At 69.2% G+C, this 19,841-nt stretch carries 16 protein-coding genes; 5 read left to right on the top strand and 11 right to left on the bottom strand.

Annotated elements, in window-relative coordinates; genetic code table 11:
* Positions 1-127 precede the first annotated feature (127 nt).
* Positions 128-1,603 (top strand): FAD-dependent oxidoreductase, encoded by a 1,476-nt coding sequence (locus NXI30_18285; protein MCR9096179.1) that lies wholly within the window; start codon positions 128-130, stop codon positions 1,601-1,603.
* Between the two features lie 22 nt (positions 1,604-1,625).
* On the opposite strand, the gene NXI30_18280 is transcribed toward NXI30_18285, so the two are convergent.
* Positions 1,626-3,464: a carboxylesterase family protein gene (locus NXI30_18280; GenBank protein ID MCR9096178.1), complete on the bottom strand. Its 1,839-nt coding sequence runs from the start codon at positions 3,462-3,464 to the stop codon at positions 1,626-1,628.
* 170 nt (positions 3,465-3,634) lie between these two features.
* Here NXI30_18280 and NXI30_18275 point away from each other — a divergent pair, with 170 nt between their 5' ends.
* Entirely contained in the window at positions 3,635-4,954 is a 1,320-nt protein-coding gene (locus NXI30_18275) for an acyl-CoA dehydrogenase family protein (protein MCR9096177.1), read from the top strand.
* Between the two features lie 122 nt (positions 4,955-5,076).
* Entirely contained in the window at positions 5,077-5,817 is a 741-nt protein-coding gene (locus tag NXI30_18270) for an outer membrane beta-barrel protein (GenBank protein ID MCR9096176.1), read from the top strand.
* Positions 5,818-5,955: 138 nt separating this feature from the next.
* Here NXI30_18270 and NXI30_18265 read toward each other — a convergent pair whose 3' ends face one another.
* The 5 genes from NXI30_18265 to NXI30_18245 form a co-directional block, all read right to left on the bottom strand.
* The gene (locus NXI30_18265; GenBank protein MCR9096175.1) at positions 5,956-7,032 is read right to left on the bottom strand and encodes a phosphotransferase; all 1,077 of its coding nucleotides are present in this window, start codon (positions 7,030-7,032) and stop codon (positions 5,956-5,958) included.
* Positions 7,033-7,037: 5 nt separating this feature from the next.
* Positions 7,038-7,937 carry an NAD(P)-dependent oxidoreductase gene (locus tag NXI30_18260; protein MCR9096174.1) on the bottom strand — a complete coding sequence of 300 codons (900 nt, stop codon included), beginning with the start codon at positions 7,935-7,937 and terminating at the stop codon, positions 7,038-7,040.
* Between the two features lie 56 nt (positions 7,938-7,993).
* Positions 7,994-9,748, bottom strand: a complete 1,755-nt coding sequence (locus tag NXI30_18255; GenBank protein ID MCR9096173.1) for an amidohydrolase family protein — start codon at positions 9,746-9,748, stop codon at positions 7,994-7,996.
* A 133-nt stretch (positions 9,749-9,881) separates the two neighbouring features.
* A complete protein-coding gene (locus NXI30_18250) occupies positions 9,882-10,544 on the bottom strand; it encodes an NIPSNAP family protein (protein MCR9096172.1) in 663 nt (220 codons plus the stop codon).
* A gap of 7 nt (positions 10,545-10,551) precedes the next feature.
* Positions 10,552-11,094: a nitroreductase family deazaflavin-dependent oxidoreductase gene (locus NXI30_18245; protein ID MCR9096171.1), complete on the bottom strand. Its 543-nt coding sequence runs from the start codon at positions 11,092-11,094 to the stop codon at positions 10,552-10,554.
* Between the two features lie 113 nt (positions 11,095-11,207).
* Between NXI30_18245 and NXI30_18240 the strand changes: the two genes are divergently transcribed.
* Positions 11,208-11,957, top strand: coding sequence for a Coq4 family protein (locus tag NXI30_18240; protein MCR9096170.1), 750 nt, complete (start codon positions 11,208-11,210; stop codon positions 11,955-11,957).
* A gap of 21 nt (positions 11,958-11,978) precedes the next feature.
* Here the strand turns inward: NXI30_18240 and NXI30_18235 are convergent, their stop codons facing one another.
* The 3 genes from NXI30_18235 to NXI30_18225 are packed head-to-tail and all read right to left on the bottom strand — an operon-like array spanning position 11,979 to position 14,099.
* Complete coding sequence (locus NXI30_18235; protein ID MCR9096169.1) at positions 11,979-12,338, bottom strand: transmembrane 220 family protein; 360 nt, start codon at positions 12,336-12,338, stop codon at positions 11,979-11,981.
* An 18-nt stretch (positions 12,339-12,356) separates the two neighbouring features.
* The gene (locus tag NXI30_18230; GenBank protein ID MCR9096168.1) at positions 12,357-13,277 is read right to left on the bottom strand and encodes an isoprenylcysteine carboxylmethyltransferase family protein; all 921 of its coding nucleotides are present in this window, start codon (positions 13,275-13,277) and stop codon (positions 12,357-12,359) included.
* A 51-nt stretch (positions 13,278-13,328) separates the two neighbouring features.
* Positions 13,329-14,099, bottom strand: a complete 771-nt coding sequence (locus NXI30_18225) for an SDR family oxidoreductase (GenBank protein ID MCR9096167.1) — start codon at positions 14,097-14,099, stop codon at positions 13,329-13,331.
* A gap of 283 nt (positions 14,100-14,382) precedes the next feature.
* Here NXI30_18225 and NXI30_18220 point away from each other — a divergent pair, with 283 nt between their 5' ends.
* The gene (locus NXI30_18220) at positions 14,383-14,877 is read left to right on the top strand and encodes a hypothetical protein (protein MCR9096166.1); all 495 of its coding nucleotides are present in this window, start codon (positions 14,383-14,385) and stop codon (positions 14,875-14,877) included.
* 338 nt (positions 14,878-15,215) lie between these two features.
* Here NXI30_18220 and NXI30_18215 read toward each other — a convergent pair whose 3' ends face one another.
* Both NXI30_18215 and NXI30_18210 read right to left on the bottom strand, forming a co-directional pair.
* On the bottom strand, positions 15,216-17,324 hold the full coding sequence (locus NXI30_18215) for a sodium-translocating pyrophosphatase (GenBank protein ID MCR9096165.1): 2,109 nt from the start codon (positions 17,322-17,324) through the stop codon (positions 15,216-15,218).
* A gap of 691 nt (positions 17,325-18,015) precedes the next feature.
* The gene (locus NXI30_18210; GenBank protein ID MCR9096164.1) at positions 18,016-19,641 is read right to left on the bottom strand and encodes a caspase family protein; all 1,626 of its coding nucleotides are present in this window, start codon (positions 19,639-19,641) and stop codon (positions 18,016-18,018) included.
* Between the last annotated feature and the right edge of the window lie 200 nt (positions 19,642-19,841).

Here is a 19,841-nt window from a genome sequence, read left to right as displayed (position 1 = left end):
GCTCGGTCCCGCTCGCTCATCGAGAACCGATCCGTCAGGTGGATCCCGCTCCGCGCGCTCGTCGGCTAGAATCGTCGCCCGCCCGCCGGGACGGACCGTCCGATCCGAATCGAACCGAGAGAACCAGATGAGCCAGATCAGCCCGACCCACCCCCGCCGACTCGCCGACGTCGCGAGCTTCGACCTCGAGACCGACGTCGCCGTCGTGGGCTTCGGCGGTGCTGGCGGCTGTGCCGCGATCGAAGCGAGCGACAACGGCGCGGAGGTCACGATCTTCGAGGTCGCCAGCGCGAGCGGCGGCTCGACGGCGCTGTCGAGCGCCGAGATCTACATGGGCGGCGGAGGCGGCACCCGCGTGCAGCAGGCCTGCGGCTACGACGACTCGACCGAGGCGCTCTTCGAATACCTGAAGCTCTGCATGGGCGACGTCGGCGACGAGGAGAAGATCCGCTGCTACGCGGAGGGAAGCCGCGACCACTTCGACTGGATCGTCGGCCTCGGCGTGCCCTACAAGGATACGGAGTACAAGGACAAGGCGATCGTCGCGATGACCGACGACTGTCTCCTCTACACGGGCAACGAGAAGGCCTGGCCCTTCCGGGACGTCGCCGCGCCCTGCCCTCGCGGCCACAACCTCGAGATCGAAGGAGACAACGGTGGCCCCCTCTTCATGGAGATCGTCACGCGGAACGTCGAGGAGCGGGGGATCCGCGTCGAGTACGACGCGCGGGTCCTCCGGCTGATTGCCGACGAGGAAGGCGCGATCCACGGCCTCGTCGTCCGGATCGACGGCGAGGAGAAGAACGTCCGCACGCGCCGCGGCGTGATCCTCTGCACCGGCGGATTCGCGATGAACCAGGCCATGTGGGAGCACTACAGCCCCGGGGTCGCGAAGCGCGCCCAGCCGATCGGCAACCCCTTCGACGACGGGGGCGGCATCCGCATGGGCCAGGGTGCGGGGGCTTCGACGCTCCACATGAACCAGAGCTTCGTGACGATCCCGTTCTACCCGCCGTCGAGCCACACCTTCGGCATCCTCGTGAACAGCCAGGGCCAGCGCTTCATCAACGAGGACGTCTACCACGCGCGGATCGCGTCGAACAACCTGAAGCAGCTCCAGACCGGAGAGAAGGTCTTCCTGATCATCGGCGAGAAGCACTGGAAGCAGCCCAACATGCTCGGCGGCGAGATCGCGAGCGCGGCGGAGACGATCGAGGAGCTGGCCGAGGACATCGGCCTCCCCGCCGCGAACCTCGCGCACACGTTCCACCACTACAACGAGTACGCAGCGAAGGGCGAGGACCCGCTCTTCCACAAGCAGGCGGAGTGGATGGAGCCGATCGAGGGAACGATCGCGGCGGTCGACATCACCCCCGGCGAACACGGGATCTACGTGGGGTTCACGCTCGGCGGGCTCGAGACGAAGCCGACCGGCGAGGTCCTGACGATGGACGGTGACGTGGTCCCCGGGCTCTACGCCGCCGGACGCGCGACCTGCGGCATGCCGCGCACCGCCGAAGGCTATGCGTCGGGCATGTCCGTGGGCGACGTCACGTTCTTCGGGCGCAGGGCGGGACGACAGGTCGCCGAACGCAAGGATTGATGCGCGGCGCGAGCGCCCCTCCTCACTCGGCGGGGTCGTGGGAGAGGGACGGGAAGTCCAGCCGCGAGCCGATCGGGAAGGGCTCGCACATCCCCTCTCCGATCGTCGTGTAGGCCTCCGGCGTGAGCGCCTCGCTCCACTGGACCATGTTCTTGTAGACGCGACAACGCTCTTCGTCGCTCAGCATCCGCGGATCGGTCATCGCGCGCGAAACGACCCAGGCCTGGTCGATCTGGTCTCGCTCCATGCGGAGCCCGTCGCCCGCGTCCGTGTCGAAGACGATGTACTTCGGATCCTTCGACCCGTCGCCCCAGGGTGCCCAGTCGGGGAGGTCACCGCCCTGCCCTCGTCCGGGCCGGTACGTGTAGGCGAAGTTCGCCCAGTAGGAGCGCATGCGTTCGGAGAGGAGCGTCGCGGATTCGGGGTCTTCGAAGATGAAGCGATTCGCGAAGCCCAGATCCGTCAGGCCGAACACGAAGAAGAGCTCCATCGCGTGGGCCGCCCCGAGCAGCTTCGACAGATCGGTCCCCAACACGACCGGCTCCTCGTCCCAGTCGAACCGGTAACCCCAGACGGTCGGTCCCTGACTCTTCCGCATCGCCGCGAGCGGCTCGTCCGCGCCCATCGCCCGCCACACCAGCCCTCCGTACTCGCCTTCGACGTCGTACATCCGAAGGTTCGAGAAACCGCTCGGCAGCCCGAAGGTCCGCTCGACGTGCGGCGAGTCGAAGGCGACGAAGAGCTTCGACTCTTCGCGGTTCGTCCCCGCGATGAAGGGCACCGCGTTGTAGGCCCCCGGCGTCGCGAAGAGGTCGATCGGCTCGCCCCGACGAACGACGTGACCATCCTGGAAGATGTTGGGCACGATGTACATCGGCATCGACGCGTCGCCGACCTCGTCGACGAAGGGCTGGAGGAGCTCCGCCGCCGAATGACCGCGCAGGAACGCTTCGATCTCGCCGAGCTCCATTTCCGCCGCGACCGCCTTCGCCGAGGCACGATCCTCTGCGCGACCGGCCTGCTGGAGGAGCGCGATCAGGAGCTCCCCCGAAGAGCCGGGCAGCCCGGGCGCCTCGGCGTCGTCCGTGTAGTGGTCCGATTCGTCCCGCGTCATCGTCGTCGGCGAACCGCTCTGCGCGATCGCCGCGTGGAAGAGGTCCTTCGCGATCGGGGAAACGAGCATCGAGAACACGTTCAGGCCGCCGGCGGACTCGCCGAAGATCGTCACGCGTCCGGGGTCGCCTCCGAACTGCGCGATGTTCTCCTGGACCCATTCGAGGCCGCGGATGATGTCGAGGGTCCCGAAGTTTCCGGACGCGTCCTCGGGTCCGGACGCCCCCGCGCGGAGCGCGTCGTGGGAGAGCCAGCCGAAGAGCCCGAGGCGGTAGTTGATGGTCACGAGGACCACGCCGTTGTCCCGCGCCAGCGCCTGCGGCGGCATCATGTCCCCGGAGCCAAGCGTGTTCCCCCCACCGTGGATCCAGTACATGACCGGCAGGAGGTCGGCGCCCTCCTCGGCCACCGCGGCCGGCGCGAACACGTCGAGATAGAGGCAATCCTCCGAGCCCTGGAGCGGGTCGCCCCCGAGCTGCGTACACACCCCACCCGAAGCCAGCGTCTCCCGAACGCCCTCCCAGGACGCCGGCGGTCGGGGTGCACGCCAGCGGAGGTCGCCCGTCGGCGGCGCCGCGAAGGGAATCCCCTTCCAGGCGAGTACGGCGCCATCGTCGATCGAGGCACCGACGATCTCGCCCTGCGCGATCGTGCGGCGGGTCGCCGGATCGGCTTCCGGCAACGACTCGCCGCAGGCGGCGAGCAGGAAGGGAACGAGGGCGACGAGCAGGCGGGGGAACCGGGTCATGCGACGACTCCTGGATTGAAGCGCGCGGCGCTCCTGGCGCTCGGCGCGGGCGTTCCAGCGCGCGGGTTCGCGCGAACGGCGGCCGACGCTAGCACAGGGCCGCGAGCTGCTTCGGGCACTTCGCCGTCGCGAACCGTACCATTCGCTTCACGAAACCGAGGGAGCAGATCATGGCCTGGGACTTCACGACCGAACCCGAATTCCAGAAGAAGCTCGATTGGATCCGGGAGTTCGTGGACGAGACGATCATTCCCCTGGACCTGCTCTGTGATGGTCTCGACCAGGCGCAGCTCGACGCACTCTGGGCCCCGCTCAAGGAAGAGGTCAAGAAGCAGGGACTCTGGGCGCCCCACCTCGAGCCCGAGGACGGCGGACAGGGAATGGGACAGGTCCATCTCGCCCAGATCCACGAGATCCTCGGCCGCCACTCCCTCGCCCCGGAGATGTTCGGCTGCCAGGGGCCCGACTCGGGAAACATGGAGCTCCTCGCGGTCGGCGCGACGCCGGAGCAGAAGAAGCGCTGGCTGGACCCGCTGATCCGGGGCGAGGTTCGCAGCACGTTTTCGATGACCGAGCCCTTCACGGCGAGCTCGAACCCGACGGAGATGACGACCACCGCCATCCGCGACGGCGACGACTGGGTGATCAACGGTCACAAGTGGTTCGCCTCGAACGCGTCGGTCTCGGACTTCACGCTGCTCTTCGCGGTCACCGACCCCGAGGCCCCTCCCCACCAGCGCGCGTCGATGTTCGTCGTCGAGAAGGGCACGCCGGGGATGACCGTCGTTCGCGACGTCGGTTCGATGTCCCACCCCCACGCATCCGAACCGGGCCTGCTCTACGACCGGATCGGCGGCCACTCGGAAGTCGTGTACGAGGACTGTCGCGTCCCGGACGAGCACATGATCGGCGCGCCCGGCGAGGGCTTCCTGCTCTCGCAGAAACGACTCGGGGGCGGACGGATCCACCACGCCATGCGCTGCATCGGACAGGCCCGGTACGCCTTCGAGATGATGTGCGAGCGCGCGGCGTCGCGGCAGACCCGCGGTCGGCCCCTCGGCCAGATGCAGATGGTCCAGGACATGATCGCCGAGTCCTACACCCAGCTCGAGACGGCGCGCCTCGTCGTGATGCGGGCGGCCTGGGCGATGGACCAGGGCAAGGACCACGGGTCGAGCGCGCGGACCGAGATCTCGATGATCAAGTACTACGTCCCGAAGCTGACCCTCGAGATCATCGATCGTGCGATCCAGATCCACGGCGCCCTCGGTTACACGACCGACATGCCGCTCGAGCACATGTACCGACAGGGACGCGCGCTCCGGATCGCCGACGGCGCGGACGAAGTCCACAAGCAGGCGATGGCGCGTCAGATCCTCAAGGACGTCGCGCCGGTGGAGGGATGGCCGAGCGAACACCTCCCCACGCGCCGCGAGGCCGCGCGCGCGAAGTTCGGTGCACTCGTCGACGCGGTCCGGGAGCGAGGCTAGGCGGCCCCGATTCGTCCGCCTCGCGGCGAAATGACGCAGAGTCGGGGAGTCGGACGAAGCCCGGGATCTCGCCTATCCTCGGAGGTTGCCGAGCGTCCCCGCCGGCCTACCGAGGAATCCACGTGACCCCGACGCGCCCCGCCCAGCACCCGCCCGTCCGCCACCTGCTGCCCACCCTGGCAGGCCTCTTCACACTCGCCCTCTTTGCTGGTGTTGCCCTTTCCGCCGGCGATGCCCTCGCCGACGACCACGAGGAAGAGGGAACGCTCTGGTACTTCGAATTCCAGACCGGCGTGGCCCACGTGCCGAACCAATCGATCGACGCCGGCTCCGCCGCGACGGGTCTCGGCAGCGTCCAGCCCGACGAGGTCGGCGTCCACTTCGGCGGCGCACTCGGTCGCAAGATCACCGACCTCTTCCGCGCCGAGATCGCGATCACCCATCGCGAGGCCGACATCGACCAGGCCGGCCTCGTGAGCGGCACCCAGGCCGACGGCGACCTCTCGCTCTTCGCGGTCATGGCGAACGGCTACGTCGATCTCGACCTCGGCGACGACTTCTTCGGGATCACCCCGTGGATCGGCGCCGGCATCGGCGGCGGTAGCTACAAGATCGACGTCTACCAGACGACGGACGGCGCCTTCGAGATCGACGACGGCGACCCGGTCTTCGTGTACAACGCCATGGCCGGCGTGATCGTCCCGGTCTCCGACGTCGTCGCCTTCAACTTCGGCTACCGCTACATCGCGATCGCTGGCGAGAAGGGCTCGGGCGCGGTGATCGCCCCGTCGACCCGGACCCAGGAGGTCGAAGACGAGTTCGACGCGCACGAGGGCATCATCGGCATCCGCTTCAACTTCTGACTCATCCTTCGCCTGCGGGCGCTCGGCTCATCCTTCGCCTGCGGGCGCTCGGCGAGCTGGGTGCCGAGAAGAAGCGCCGAGCCGGATCCGCCGCCTGCGGGCAATCGGCTCATCCGTCGATCGCGGACGCGCGGAGGGTCAGGCGCCGAGGGTGCGCGCGTACTCCAGCGCGCGATCGGCCAGGGGAATGGCGGAGGCGCCGAGGGCCTTCGCCTGATCGCTGGCGGCCGTCCCCGCCTTCGCGCGACCGGCGATGCCGAACATGATGCCGGCCGTCCGGAAGAGGTGGAAGGCCAGGTAGAAATCGAGGTCGGGAAGGTCGTCCAGACCGGTCCGCTCGCAGTAGCCCTTGACGTACTCCGCCTGGGTCGGCAGTCCCGCCGCGCGGAGCGCTGCATCGTCGACATCCTGGAAGGGGCTCGTCGGGAAGAGCCGCGCCGACAGGTGGTAGGTCACATCGGCGAAGGGGTGGCCGAGGGTCGAGAGCTCCCAGTCGAGGACCGCCGCGATCCGAGGCGCCGTCGGGTGGAGCATCAGGTTGTTGAGCCCGAAATCGCCGTGGACGATCGTCGTCGTGTCGTCCGCGGGCACGTTCTCCGGGAGCCACTCGATCAAGCGCTCCATCGACGCGCAACGTTCTTCGGGCGCCGTGTGGGACGCCGCGTACTGCTTGCCCCAGACGTGGATCTGACGCGCGAAGTAGTTGCCCCGCTTGCCGTAGTCCCCGAGACCGACGGCCTCGAAGTCGACGCGGTGGAGCGCGGCCAGCACGTCGAGCTGGGAAGCGTAGAGGGACCGTCGCTCGTCCGGCGTCCAGTCCGGCAACGTCTGGTCGACGAGGATGCGCCCCTCGACCCGGTCCATCACGTAGAACTCGGTCCCGATCACCGATTCGTCGTCGCAGTAGAACCGCACGCGCGGAACCGGTACGTCGGTCCCCGCGAGCGCGGAGAGGATCCGGAACTCGCGATCCGTCGCGTGGGCGGAGGAGACGAGCTCGCCCGGCGGCTTCCGGCGGAGCACCCACGACCGCGTACCATCGGAGAGCAGGTAGGTCGGGTTCGATTGCCCACCGACGAACTGGCGGACCTCGAGAGTCCCGTCGAACTCGTCGAGCTCTTCGCGCAGGCGATCCTCGAGCCTTGCGACGTCGAGGGCGTGCCGGGGATCGACGTCCTCGATCCCCGTGCGCAGCGTCGGCCGGGCGGGCGCCACGTCCGTCAGACCAGCCAGTCCGGGTGGCGTTCCTCCACCATGCGCCGCAGACCGTCCCTCCAATCGACCTCGCACGGACCGACCAGCGCCTGCATCTTGGCGTTGTCGGTCTTCACGCTCTCGAGGGTCGCGTCGGTGAAGTCGAACTTGGGCTCGACGCCGATCAGCTCGCCGAGATAGGCGCACCAGGTCTCGATGGCGACGTGCTCCTGACCGCTCCAGTTCACGATCCGAGCCGGGATCGTCGCGGACTGGACGAGTCCCGACACGGTCCGGTTGATGTCGTCCTGGTGGATCAGCGTGTACTCGGAAGGCGCGTTCGTGTGGACCGGAATCGGCGTGCCGTTCTTGATCATCATCAGGTGGTAGTAGGGCCAGCCCCCGTTCGACCCGTAGGGCGTGTTCAGCCGGGTGATGACGGTGGGCAGGTCGAACTCCTTCGCCGCGAAGCGGGCGACGACCTCCGCACCGATCTTCGAGATGCTGTAGGTCGGTGCCATCACCCGGTGGTTGTCCCCGAGCGGGCTCTCCTCGGTGAACGGATTGTGGTCGTCCGCCTCGTAGACCCCGGTCGTCGAGCAGGCGAGGAAGCCCTTGGCCCGACGGCAATGACTCATCAGGCGCCCCACCCCCTCGCCGTTCGCGACCAGGTCCGTCTCGAAGTCGGGGGTCCGCGAGCACGCGAAGTGGAGCACGTAGTCGAAGTCCTCGGGCAGCTCGGAGAAGTCTCCGGTCCCGAGGTCGCTCTTCACGCAGGTGATGCCGGTCGCCTCGAAGGGGCCTCGCTTCGAGTCGTCGGTAAAGCGCGAGGTCGCCCAGACCTCGTTGTCCTGGGCGAGGTGGTGGGCCACCGGCCCGGCGACCTGACCGGTCGGTCCGGTGACGAGGATCTTCTGGTCCTTCACGAAACTTCCCTCCGAGCGCCGATCTCTCGACGCGATTCATGGCGATGTCGAACGACCTAGGCGGGCGCCGGCTGGCTCCCGCGGATCAGCTTGCCGCCGAGCACACCGGTCGGCTCGCCGCCCTCGAAGGCGACCTTGCCGGAGACGATCGTCTTCTCGTAGCCCGTGGCCCGCTGAACCAGTCGCCGACCGTCGGCGGGCAGGTCGTAGACCACCGTCGGCGGATGGAGCGTGAGCCCCTCGAAGTCGATCACGTTCACGTCGGCCTTGTAGCCGGGCGCGAGGACGCCGCGGTCGAAGAGACCGACCAGCTCGGCGGTCTCCTTCGTCTGCATGCGGACGAGCCGCTCGAGCGGCAGCTTCTTGCCGCGGCTTCGATCGCGCCCCCAGTGTTGGATCAGCGTCGTCGGAAAGCTCGCGTCGCAGAGCACGCCGCAGTGAGCGCCGCCGTCGGAGAGGCCGAAGACCGTGTGCGGGTGTTCGAGCATCTTCTCCACGTAGTCGAGATTTCCCGGCAGGTAGTTGAAGAGCGGGTGGTAGAGCAGCGCCTGCCCCTCGTTCTCGAGCATCAGGTCGTAGGCGACCTCCTGCGGCGAACGGCCTTCCCGCTTCGCGATTCCTTCGACCGAGTCTTCGGGCGCGGGCTCGTAGTCGACCGGGTCGCTCATCGGGAAGAGCTTGTGGAAGCTCGACACGATCTCTCCGATCAACGGATTCGGGGCCTCGGCCTGCGGGACCTCCGCCAGGATCGCAGCGCGAACCTCGGGCTTGCGGAGGTTTTCGACCCGCTGCTCGAGGGGGAAGGCCTCGAACTTCTCGAGATCGAAGATCGCGTCCCGGAACGACGTGCAGAACGAGAAGGGGTTGAGGGTGGCGGTGAGGCCGAGGAGCACGCCCGTCGCACGGGGCGGAACCTGTCCCCGCATCTCGAGACCATCGGCCTGCGCCCGGGTGACGGCGTCGAGCAGCTGATGCCACCAGTCCGGGCGCGCGTCCTGCTGCTCGACCGTGATCGAGCATGGCCGCCCGGCGGTCTCCGCCATCTTCCGGAACATCGAGAACTCCTCCTCGAAGTCGTAGAAGTCGGAGATGCCCTGGAGGACGCCCTTCCCCGCGTCGCGGAGCGCCGTCGCGATCCCCGTCAGCTCGTCGGCATGCGCCGTGATCGACGGCGTGACCTCGCCGTCGACGTCGCGGTGCTTCTCGGTTCGCGAGGTCGAGAAGCCGAGGGCGCCGGCGTCGATCGCCTCGCGCACGACCCGCTTCATGCCCTCGATCTCTTCCGGCGTCGCGACCTCGCGGGCCGGGCCACGCTTGCCCATCACGAACGCCCGTACCGCGCCGTGGGGCACCTGCGTTCCGACGTCGATCGCGAGCGGCGTCTTCTCGAGCGCGTCGAGGTACTCGGGGAAGGTCTCCCAATCCCACTGGATGCCGGCGTGGAGCGCCGTTCCGGGAATGTCCTCGACGCCTTCCATGAGTCCGATCAGCCAATCGCGCTGATCCGTGCGGCAGGGGGCGAAGCCGACGCCACAGTTCCCGGTCACGATCGTGGTGACGCCGTGGTAGGTGGACGGCGAGACGAAGGGATCCCAGGTGATCTGGCCGTCGTAGTGGGTGTGGGCGTCGACGAAGCCCGGGGTCACGATCCGGCCCGTCGCGTCGATCGTCTCCGTATCGGGTCCGACGAGCGCGTCGTCCAGCGCACCCACCGCGACGATCCGGTCACCTTCGATCGCGAGATCGCCGTCGAAGGCCGGCGCGCCCGTTCCGTCGTAGATCTCGCCGTTGCGAATCACGAGGTCGTACATCGAAGGGGTCTCCTGGAGGCTGCGGATCGCAGGCTCCGCAGTCTACCACCGGTGACGCCGGCCGCTGCGAGATCGCCGCCCCCCCGATCTGCCGGCGGATTGCCGATCGCCCCGGCCCCGGGGCGCGCACGGGTCAGCGCAGCTTCGAGAAGCGCGTCGGCTCGATTGCCCGCCGCTCCCGCTCCGGCGCCAGCCTCGCGAGCTCGGCCACGAGCGCCGGGTCGACGTCGTCGATGGGGCAGACCCCGCGATCCGCGGGTACCCGCCAGATCTCGACGAGATCCATGACCGGGCCGACGATGTACTCGAAGCCCACCACGAGGGTCCCGCCGCCGGCCTTTTCCGCCTCGTCGCGCTGGCGTTCGAGGAGGGCGAAGGCCGCGGGCCGCTCGTTTCCGCCGCAGCGCCTCACGTGGCGGACGAAGCGATGCGCGCCCTCCCCGCCCGGCGCGGCGATCGCGTCGTCGAGGCGCGACTCGGGTGCATGGGGGAGATGGAGCGCGATCCCCCGCGTCTCCTCGATTTCCAGAGCCGAGAACGTCTCGAGAGTCGCCTGGAGCGCCTCGCCGTCGACGGCGTAGCTCCGCATCGACGCCTCGATCTCCGCCATCGACGGATAGCGGTAGAGCGCGAAGTCCTCGTTCGTGGGGCCGTCGAGGTAGCGGAAGCCCGCGACGACCTCGAAGTAGTCCGAGGGCGGCGCGACCACGTAGCGCGCGTAGTAGTCGAGGAAGCGAGCGTGGGCTTCGGGGGTGAGCGGGTGGGTCCGGTGCCAGACGTCGATGTAGACGCTCAAGGCGAGCTCAGATCGGTCGCAGGACGACGAGGGGCAGCTCTCGCGGCGCGCACATCCGCTGGTACTGCCCCGTCGAAGGGCTCATCGCGTCGAGCTTCTTGAAGAGCACCTCGCGCTCCTCGCCGCTCGCGACGTGCGCGTGCACCGCCTTCGTTCGCCCGCGCACCCGGATCTTCGCGTCCGGGTTCGCGCGCACGTTGTGGCACCAATGCGGGTCGGTCGGTCCGCCGCCGTTGCTGCCGCGGACGACGTAGGCGCCGTCGACCTCGAAGTAGGGCAAGCCGCATCGCCGCTTCTTCCCGGTCTTCGTGCCGGTCGTGTAGAGCAGGAGCGTAGGGCTGTAGGCGACCCCGTTGGCGACGGCGTACTGCTTCGTCATCAGGGAGTAGCCGGTCGACCAGAGGACGAACGTGTCGATCGCGAGTCCCCACTTCCCCCGCAACAGGATCAGGTGACGATTGCCGCCGGAAGAGAACGCTTCCTTCTCCGCGGTCGTCTGCGGTCGTTCGTGGGTCGTGCTGCCCTCTTCCGGCAGGTTCCTCGAAGTCATGGCGTCCTCCCGAGAGGCGTGTCCGGCGAAACCGTGCGTCGCGCTCGTGAGTCAGGTTAGACACGGGTCCGCCCCCTGTCTATTCTGGCCGGGAACCCGCGGAGCGGCGCGCCATGCCCCTTTCGACGCGATTCGAGAACCTGCGCTCGGCCATCCGGAAGATCCGCCTCCAGGGCAAGGACCCGGAAGCGGTCGCCCCCGCCGTCCAGAGCTTCGACGCGCTCTCGCTCGCGCTCGGACGCGGCGACGCGACGATGCTCGCCCGGATGCGCGCCACGACACTCGGACGACGACTGCTCGACGAGCGCCACGACGCACTCGCCCTCGTCGCGGATCGCGATCGCTTGCGCGCCATGCCCGAGGGCAGTCTGGGACGAACCTACTGCGCGTTCGCGGAGGACAACGGCCTCTATCCCGAGCACCTCGCGGAAGAGGTGCGCGTCGCACGCGCCGAGACCGAAGGATTCGTGCCCGACGCCTCCCCCGAAGTCGCGTACCTGCACGACCGCTTCCGCGATCTGCACGACCTCTGGCACGTCGTGACCGGCTACGGAACCGACATGGCCGGCGAGCTCGCGATCGTGAACTTCCAGGCCGTCCAGGTCGGCTACCGCGCGATGACGATCTCGTCCTGGCTGCAGTTGATCGGGATCGCGCTCAGGACGGGCCGCTTCGACGTCCTCGTGACCGGCTTCCGCGGACGACGTCGTGGACGAGGGGCGGACTACCTCCTCGCGGCGGACTGGGAGCGGCTCCTTCCTCTTCCGCTCGAAGAGGTCCGAAGGGAGCTCGGCGTGCCTCCGCTCCGCCCCTATCGCCCGTGGGACCACCGGACGCCGAAGGCCGCCGAAGCCCACGCGTGAGGCGGCCGGCCACGGGGGGACTCAGTCCTCCCGAAGCGCCGGCGATCTCGACCGGAACGCGAGGACCGCGCTCCACACGCTGAGCAGCCCGAGGCCCACGGCTTCGCGCGGCTCTTCGTGACTCGTCTCGCGCATCTGGAACGAAGTGAACGCCTCGTCCGGGGCATCGGGGATCGTCGCGGCCAGGGCCGCGAAGCCCATCCCGAAGACCACCGCCGCGAGGGCGTTCGCCAGGAACGACGGCTTGCCGAGCGCAGCCTGGAGCGAGAGTCCGGCGCCCAGGAGATACGCGACGATCCAGGCGATCGGATCCGGATCGTTCCACTGGACCGCGGCGCCCACGAGAAAGAGCGCCGTGAACACGAAGCACGCGATTCGCATCGACCGGTTCTCCTGCCTCTACGCGAACGCGCCGAGCGCCCGCGCCCCGAGCATCGCCCCCGCGACGAGACTCCCGAGCGCAACGGGTCCCAGATAGCGCCAGCGTACCCGCGGCGTGCCGGCGTCCGTTCGACGCGCCGCGAACTCGTCCAGCAACGCGAGCCCCGCCCACCCCGCCGCGAGGATCGCGAGCGGTGCCTGGTCCGGAGCGAGCCACAGCGCGAGACCGACGAGTCCCGCCGCCAGCGCGAGCCGCCCGCTTCGGGCGAAGGCCGTGCCGACCAGCGCCGATTCGGGACGGCGGAACGCTTCGGCGATCGCGAGCTTCCACACCCAGAGCGAGGGGAGCGCGACGAAGCTCGCGAGGCGCACCTCGTTGCCGGACGCGAAGACCTCCACGCCGTCCCGCCGAAGCACGGCGCCCGCGACGACCACCGCGGGCCCCAGGGCGATTCCGACGAGCCGGGCGTACTCCTGCCCCCGCGCGAGTCCGTCGTTGTCCCAGCTGAAGTGACCGGTCACGGCGGCGCGCGGCCAGGCCGAGCCGTTCGGAACGAGGCGCGGCACGGCGGCGACATAGCGCGGATACTCGTCGGGGAAGAGATCGGCGAGCTTGCGCTCCTCCCCGTCGATCGTGTCGCGATAGGCGAGGAGCCAGAGGACGGCGAAGAGGGCCGCGATCCAGACGACGCCGACCACGACGCAGAGACCCGCATCGATCAGCGCATTCGCCAGATAGAAGGGATTGCGGACGTAGCGATAGGGACCGGCGGTGATCAGTCGCCGGTTCTGCTCGAGGCAGCCCTTCGACCAGAGGTGGAGCGCTCCGCCGAGCGCGATCAGCGCGCCCCCCGCGACCAGCCCGCCGGTGGACGGTGCGCCGAGCACACAGCCCACCGCAAGGAGGCCCTTGCGCAGGTTCCGGCGGCCGATTCGCATGCGTCTGTCCGCCTCGCGTCCGTCTCTGCGCCCGCGTCCGGAGGGTTCCGCCTACTTCGGGGGCATGCGGATGCCGCCGTCGACGCGGATCGTCTCTCCGTTCATGTAGTCGTTCTGGAAGAGCTCGAGCACCATCGAGGCGAGCTCTGCGCCGACGCCGAGGCGCTTCGGGAAGAGCACGCTCTGACCGAGATGGGCCTTGAACTTCTCCGAGCCCTCGCCCTCGCCGTAGATCGGCGTATCGATCAGGCCGGGGGCGATGCAGTTCACCCGGATGCCGACCGCGGCGAGGTCGCGCGCGATCGGGAGGGTCATGCCGACCACGCCGCCCTTCGAGGCCGAGTAGGCGCACTGGCCGATCTGACCGTCGAAGGCCGCGACCGAGGCGAGATTCACGATCGAGCCCCGCTGGCCGTCGTCGTCCACCGGATCCTGCTTCGACATCGCCGCCGCGGCGAGGCGGGTCACGTTGAACGTGCCGATCAGGTTCACCTTGATCACGAAGGAGAAGTTGTCGAGGTTGAAGGGGTTGCCCTCGCGGTCGACGGTGCGACCGGCGCTGCCGAGGCCCGCAGAGTTCAGGACCGTGCGGAGGGGACCGAGCTCGAGCGCCGCGTCGACGGCGGCCTGGGCCTGCGCCTCGTCGGAGACGTCGGTCTTGACGAAGACGCCACCGAGCTCGTCGGCGACCGCCTTTCCCTTCTCTTCGTTGAGGTCGGCGACGACGACGCGACCGCCGAGGGCCGCGACCTGCTTGGCCGTGGCGAGGCCGATGCCCGACGCACCGCCGGTGATGATCGAGGAAGTGGCGTTCAGATCCATGACGCGTGGAGACTCCTGCTGACCGCGGCAGGTCGCGCGCGGCGGATGGGGCTGAGGTGTAGAGGGAGGGGCCGGGGCCCGGAGCGCGCGGAGGATAGGCGTTCGGCCCCCGCTTGTGTAGCGACGGCGACGGAACGCGGAGACCGCTCGAGGCCGCCGGGCCCCACGCGCCTCGCTCCCGCCGGGGAGACGTCGCCCGGCTCGAAGCGCGGTTCGGCGGCTGGCGCGCCGCGCTTCCCAGGCGGCCCGAAGGTCGAGGCGCCGGTCGGCCGATTCCGCCCTCATGTCCGCCAAGCGCCTCCTCCTGATCCCCGTTCTCGTGTACGTCGTCTGGCTCGTCTTCGACTACGACTATCACTTTCTCGACGGCGTGAACCTGCTCTTCCACGAGGCGGGTCATGTCTTCCTGGGCTTCTTCGGCGAGACGCTCCACTTCCTCGGCGGCACCTTCGGCCAGCTCTTCTTTCCGGTCGCCTGCGCCCTTCACTTCCTGCGTGCCCGCCAACTCTTCGAGGCCTGGCTGATGGGCATCTGGCTGGCCGAGAGCCTGATGAACACTGCCCGCTATCTCGGTGATGCGCAGGCCCAGGCGCTCCCGCTGGTCGGCGGCCACATCCACGACTGGAACTGGCTGCTCGGCCGATGGGGCCTCCTCGAACACTGCGAGGGGATCGCCGCGGGCCTTCACGGGTTCGCCGCGCTGATCGCGGCTGCGTGCGTCGTCGGCGCGTGGAGCTCGGCCGTGGCCGAGGAAGTCGAGCCGCTCGCCCTCGGCTGATCCAAAGTGGACCGAGGAATGCACCCGCGCTGCCCGCTCCGCCGGAAGCCGTGGAAGCGAGTACCGCGATCCACGATCCGCGAGAGAAACGAGACCCGCCGTTCTCGACCTCGAGCGAATCAGACGACGAACTCGCGCGATCTCGGGAGGGTGCAATCGTCGGTCCACCTCTCCGGGCCGGCTCGCGTCGGCGGGGAGATTCGTCCCCACCGCCACGCAGAACGCCCCGGCCGGGAGATCCCGACCGGGGCGTTCGTCATTCAGTCAGACGCAGGCGGTTCTCCGCCGAGCGCCCGCGGCCCGACCGAGCGCCTGCGGCTCAGCCGAGCTCCTGTGACCTAACCAAGCGTCGCGATGAGCGGCGCGATGAGCAGCGAGACGACGCTCATCACCTTGATCAGGATCGCTACGCCGGGGCCCGAGGTGTCCTTGAAGGGATCGCCGACCGTGTCGCCGATGACCGCCGCCTTGTGAGCGTCGGAACCCTTCGGATGACCCTCGAGGCCGCCCGCTTCGATGAACTTCTTGGCGTTGTCCCAGGCGCCGCCCGCGTTCGCCATGAAGAGCGAGAGCGAGGCGCCGACGGCCACCGCGCCGGCGAGCATGCCGGCGAGCGCCTTCGGGCCGAGGACGAAGCCGATGGTCACGGGGGCGAGGATCGCCACGCTGCCCGGCAGCACCATCTGGCGGAGCGCCGCGCGGGTCGCGATGTCGACGATCGCCGTTCCGTCCGGGTCGGCCTTGCCTTCGCGGAGACCGGGGATCTCGTTGAACTGGCGGATGATCTCGTCGATGATCGACTGCGCGGCCGCACCGACCGCCGTCATCGTCGACGCGCCGACCGCGTAGGGCAGACACGCGCCCAGCAGCAGGCCGATCAGGATCCGCGCCTCGTCGAGCTTGAGGACCATGGCCTCCATGCCCGAATTCACGCGCACGTGGTTCACCTCGAGGATGAACGCGCTGAAGAGCGAGAGGACAGTCAGGGTCGCCGAGCCGATCGCGAAGCCCTTGCCGATCGCCGCCGTCGTGTTGCCGACCGAGTCGAGCTCGTCGGTGATGTCGCGGACCTCGCTGCCGAGCTCGCTCATCTCCGAGATGCCGCCGGCGTTGTCCGAGATCGGACCGTAGGCGTCGACCGTCATCACGATCGCGGTACCGGCGAGCATGCCGACCGCGCCCATCGCGATGCCGTAGAGTTCCATGCCCCCGGGCATCACGTAGGCGGCGAGGAAGCCGACGACGGCCACGATGAAGAGCGAGACGACCGTCGATTCCATGCCGACCGCGAGGCCGGAGATCACGCCCGTACCGGCGCCGGTCTTGGACGACTCGGCGACGCGCTCGACCGGGCTCCACGCGGTGTAGAACTCGGTGATCAGACCGATGATCGCGCCGCCGATCGCGCCGGCGGTGATCGCCCAGGTGACCGCCTGGGAGACGTTCAGCATCGGCATGATCACGAAGGACACGATCGAGATGATCAGCGAAGGCACGACCAACGCGGCCCGCAGAACCATCGCCGGGGAGTTCTGGCGGAGCGCTCGGGCGATGAAGATGCAGACGATCGACACGGCGAGTCCGACGCCGGAGAGGAAGACCGGCAGCGTGACCGCCAGCGCGCGGGTCTCGACGTCCGACATCGAGGCATCCGTGAAGAGGCTGCTGACGTAGCTGGCGTCCGCGGTCAGCGCGATCGCCATGGCCGCGACGACCGCCGCGACCAGCGACTCGTAGATGTCGGCGCCCATGCCGGCCACGTCGCCCACGTTGTCGCCCACGTTGTCGGCGATGCCGCCCGGGTTCCGCGGATCGTCTTCCGGGATGCCCTCGACGACCTTGCCGGCGATGTCCGAGCCGACGTCGGCGGCCTTCGTGTAGATGCCGCCGCCGATGCGCGAGAAGAGCGCGATCGACGAAGCGCCCACGGCGAAGGAGTGGAGCACCGTCGCGAGGTGCGGATCGCCCGCGTAGATGTAGTAGAGAATCGCGAGCCCCATCACTGCGGTGGCCGCGACGAAGAGGCCCATGACGGCGCCGCCGTCGAGGGCCGTCAGCAGCGCGTTCGGCTTGCTGCCCTCGCGGGCCGCCTGGCAGGTCCGGACGTTCGCGTAGGTCGCCGCCTTCATGCCGACGAAGCCGGAGAGGAGGGAGAGGAAAGCGCCGAAGAGGAAGCAGCCACCGGCGAGGAGGCCCATGCCTTCGCCCTGACCGTTGAACGCGAAGAAGAGGAACGCGAAGACGGCCACCGAGTAGACGGCGAGGACGCGGTACTCGCGCATCAGGAAGGCCATCGCGCCTTCGCGGATGAAGCGAGCGATCATGTTCATCGTGTCGTTGCCTTCCGGGAGACCCTTCACCCGGAAGTAGAAGAACACCGCGACCGCGAGACCGACCACGCTCGCCACCAGCGACACGGTCGTCAGTTGTCCGATCAATTCACTCATCGTCGATTCCGTCCTCTTGGGTTTTCGCCCCGGGTCCGGTTCGGCCCGCGGCTCGAGGAGCCGGCGGGGCGAAGACCCGTCGCATCATGTGCACGTCATCCGGATCGGGTGGGGCTCCCGGCTCGGATGCGGCTTCGTCCTGCTCAGATGTTCGGTCCTGCCCGGCTCTCGCCGAATCGCGTGCACACTCTCGGGCCGTCCGGCGGATCCGGTCCACGCCCCCTGCTTCGCGACGCCCTCGGGCCGACGCGTAGGGACGCGCCGCCCACGCTCGACCGGGTTGGTCTCCGGGGGGCAGTCGGACCCTTCGTCCCGTCGCCCTGGCTCGGCGCGACGCGCCGTCACCGCGGTCCGCCCCGGCGCCCGACGGGCTGCGCGGAGTGGGTCGGCGACAGCCCGGTCGACAAGCCGAACGCCGCGGCTCCCGGGCGGGGGCCTGCGGCGCTCGATCGGCGCTGCGGGGTGAACGATCCCGGGCGCTTGAGTAGCGATTCCCCCGGGCCGGGGCAACCAAATCGCCCGGATTTCCGGGGCGTTGCGGCCAACCCGCGCGGGTCTCGACCGGCATCGCACGAGCGCCTCGAACCCGCCCGGGCGCGCACAACGCGATCTCGCTCCCCGTCCGCCTCGATGCCCCGGCGGGGCCCCCGAGCGCCGGCGCGCCGGATCTGCGCGGCCGGAAAAGTGCCCGTTAGTACGCACCCTTGCGGACGAAAAGAAAGTCCCCACCGTCATGTCCGGCCAGCCGGATGTCCGCGTACTCGGGAATCTGGTCCGCGTTGGCCATGACCGGCCGCCGGATCCGCGAGAAGATCGTCGAGCCGTCGACGATCGCCTCGTTCTCCTCGAGGGCCGCCATGAAGGCCGCGGCGAAGACCGAGTGCCCCCCTCGCCCGCCGGCGTCGTAGACCGGCTCGAGGCCGCCCGAGGACATCACGACCCGGGCCCGGCGCTCCGCCATCCGAGCGAAGTAGTCCGAGGGCCGGGTCCCGACCTTGATCCCACGGACGAGCTTCCCCGAATAGCAGCTGTCGGCCACGACCATGACGTGCTTCGCCCGGAGCGCCCGGAGCTGAGCGGTGATCGTGTCGTTCGAGATCCAGTTCGTGGGGTCCTCGCGGTCCGCGTCGCTCGGGAGCCAGTAGCCCTCGTCCGCCTCCGGATCGAGCCAGCCGTGACCGGCGTAGTAGATCAGGAGGTTGTCGTCCTCGGAAAGGGTCCTTCGGAGGCCGACCAGGGCCTTCAGGATGTCGGCACGCCCCGGATTCTCGAGGGTCGTGACCTCGTAGCCGTAGCCCTGTTCGAGGAGTGCGCCGACCGCGCGGGCATCTCGCACGGCGTTCCCGAGCGCCGGCAGGTGGTCGTACCGGTCGACGCCGATCACGAGCGCCGAATAGCGGCCGAAGCCTCCCGGCGGCAGGACGATCGGCCCGGCGTCCGTCCGGGTCGGCCGAGACGGATCGGGAACGGCCCCGCTGCCGGCGATGGACGGCGGCGTGGGCGGGGTCAGGGAATTCGTCGTCCACTGGCCCGGGTTCTGGTTCTCGTTCTGATTCTGGTTCTGGGGTTGCCGAGGCGAAGGCGACGGTTTCGGCACGAACGCCACCCGCTCGGAGACCCGACCGAGGAGCGCGGCTTCGAGGGCCGCGTGCGCCGCCTCTCCGAGCCGGGATCCGACCCGCCCGACGAAGCGACGCTCCGCGGCGGCCATGAACTCCATCGGACCACAATCGACGCCCGGAGCGAAGCCCGTCCCGTTCAGGAAGCGGGGGGCACGATCCTCCCACTGGATCGAGATGTCCGCGATCGCCCCGATCTCCCGGGTCCCGTAGGCCACGCGCCCCGGGTCGAACTGCGCGACCACCGGCAGCACCGCCGGCATCGGATCATCGCTTCCCGCACAACGCTCGAAGCTGGGCGTCGCCGTCGGATCGAAGCGCAGCGACACGCGGACCTCCGGCGGGTCCTCGACCGGCGAGCCCGAGAAGAACCCGGTCGCCTGCAGGTACCGAACGACGTCCTCGTCCGGGCAGCGCACCGGCGCATCGACCTCGACGTAGCCCCCGAGCGTGCTGCCCCGCATGCGATCGAAGTCGCAGTCGACGTCGAGGTCCGCATTCGACGGGAGTGCGCCCGAATCGATCCGTCCGGTCGGCGGCTGGAGTCGCGGCCGCACCTCGCTCCGCCCCCGATCGACGACGCCGAGCCCGGAGCCCCCGATCGAGATGCAGCCGCTGGACAGCACGAGCGCCAGCGCCACGGTCGCGACGCGAATCAGTCGTGAGGGAAGGGGTCGGACGGCTTCGTCAGCGGGCATTCGGAGCGACCTCGGGCCGTTCATCGGGGTTCTTCACAGGGATCGGGCGCACCCACCGCCGCGCACGCAGGGAGCGGCCGTGTTCCCGCTCGAAGAGGGCCACGCAGCGCGCGACCGGTTCCACCGAAAAAGGTAGAGCCCTCGCCGGGATCGCGCTCCGCAGGGCCGGCGAGGCACGCCCCGGGTCCGTATGATCGCCG

This window comes from bacterium, assembly GCA_024742285.1.
GTDB lineage: Bacteria > Myxococcota_A > UBA9160 > UBA9160 > UBA4427 > UBA4427.
Note: the sequence above shows the minus strand (reverse complement) of the source record. Positions and strands in the feature narration are given on the sequence as shown.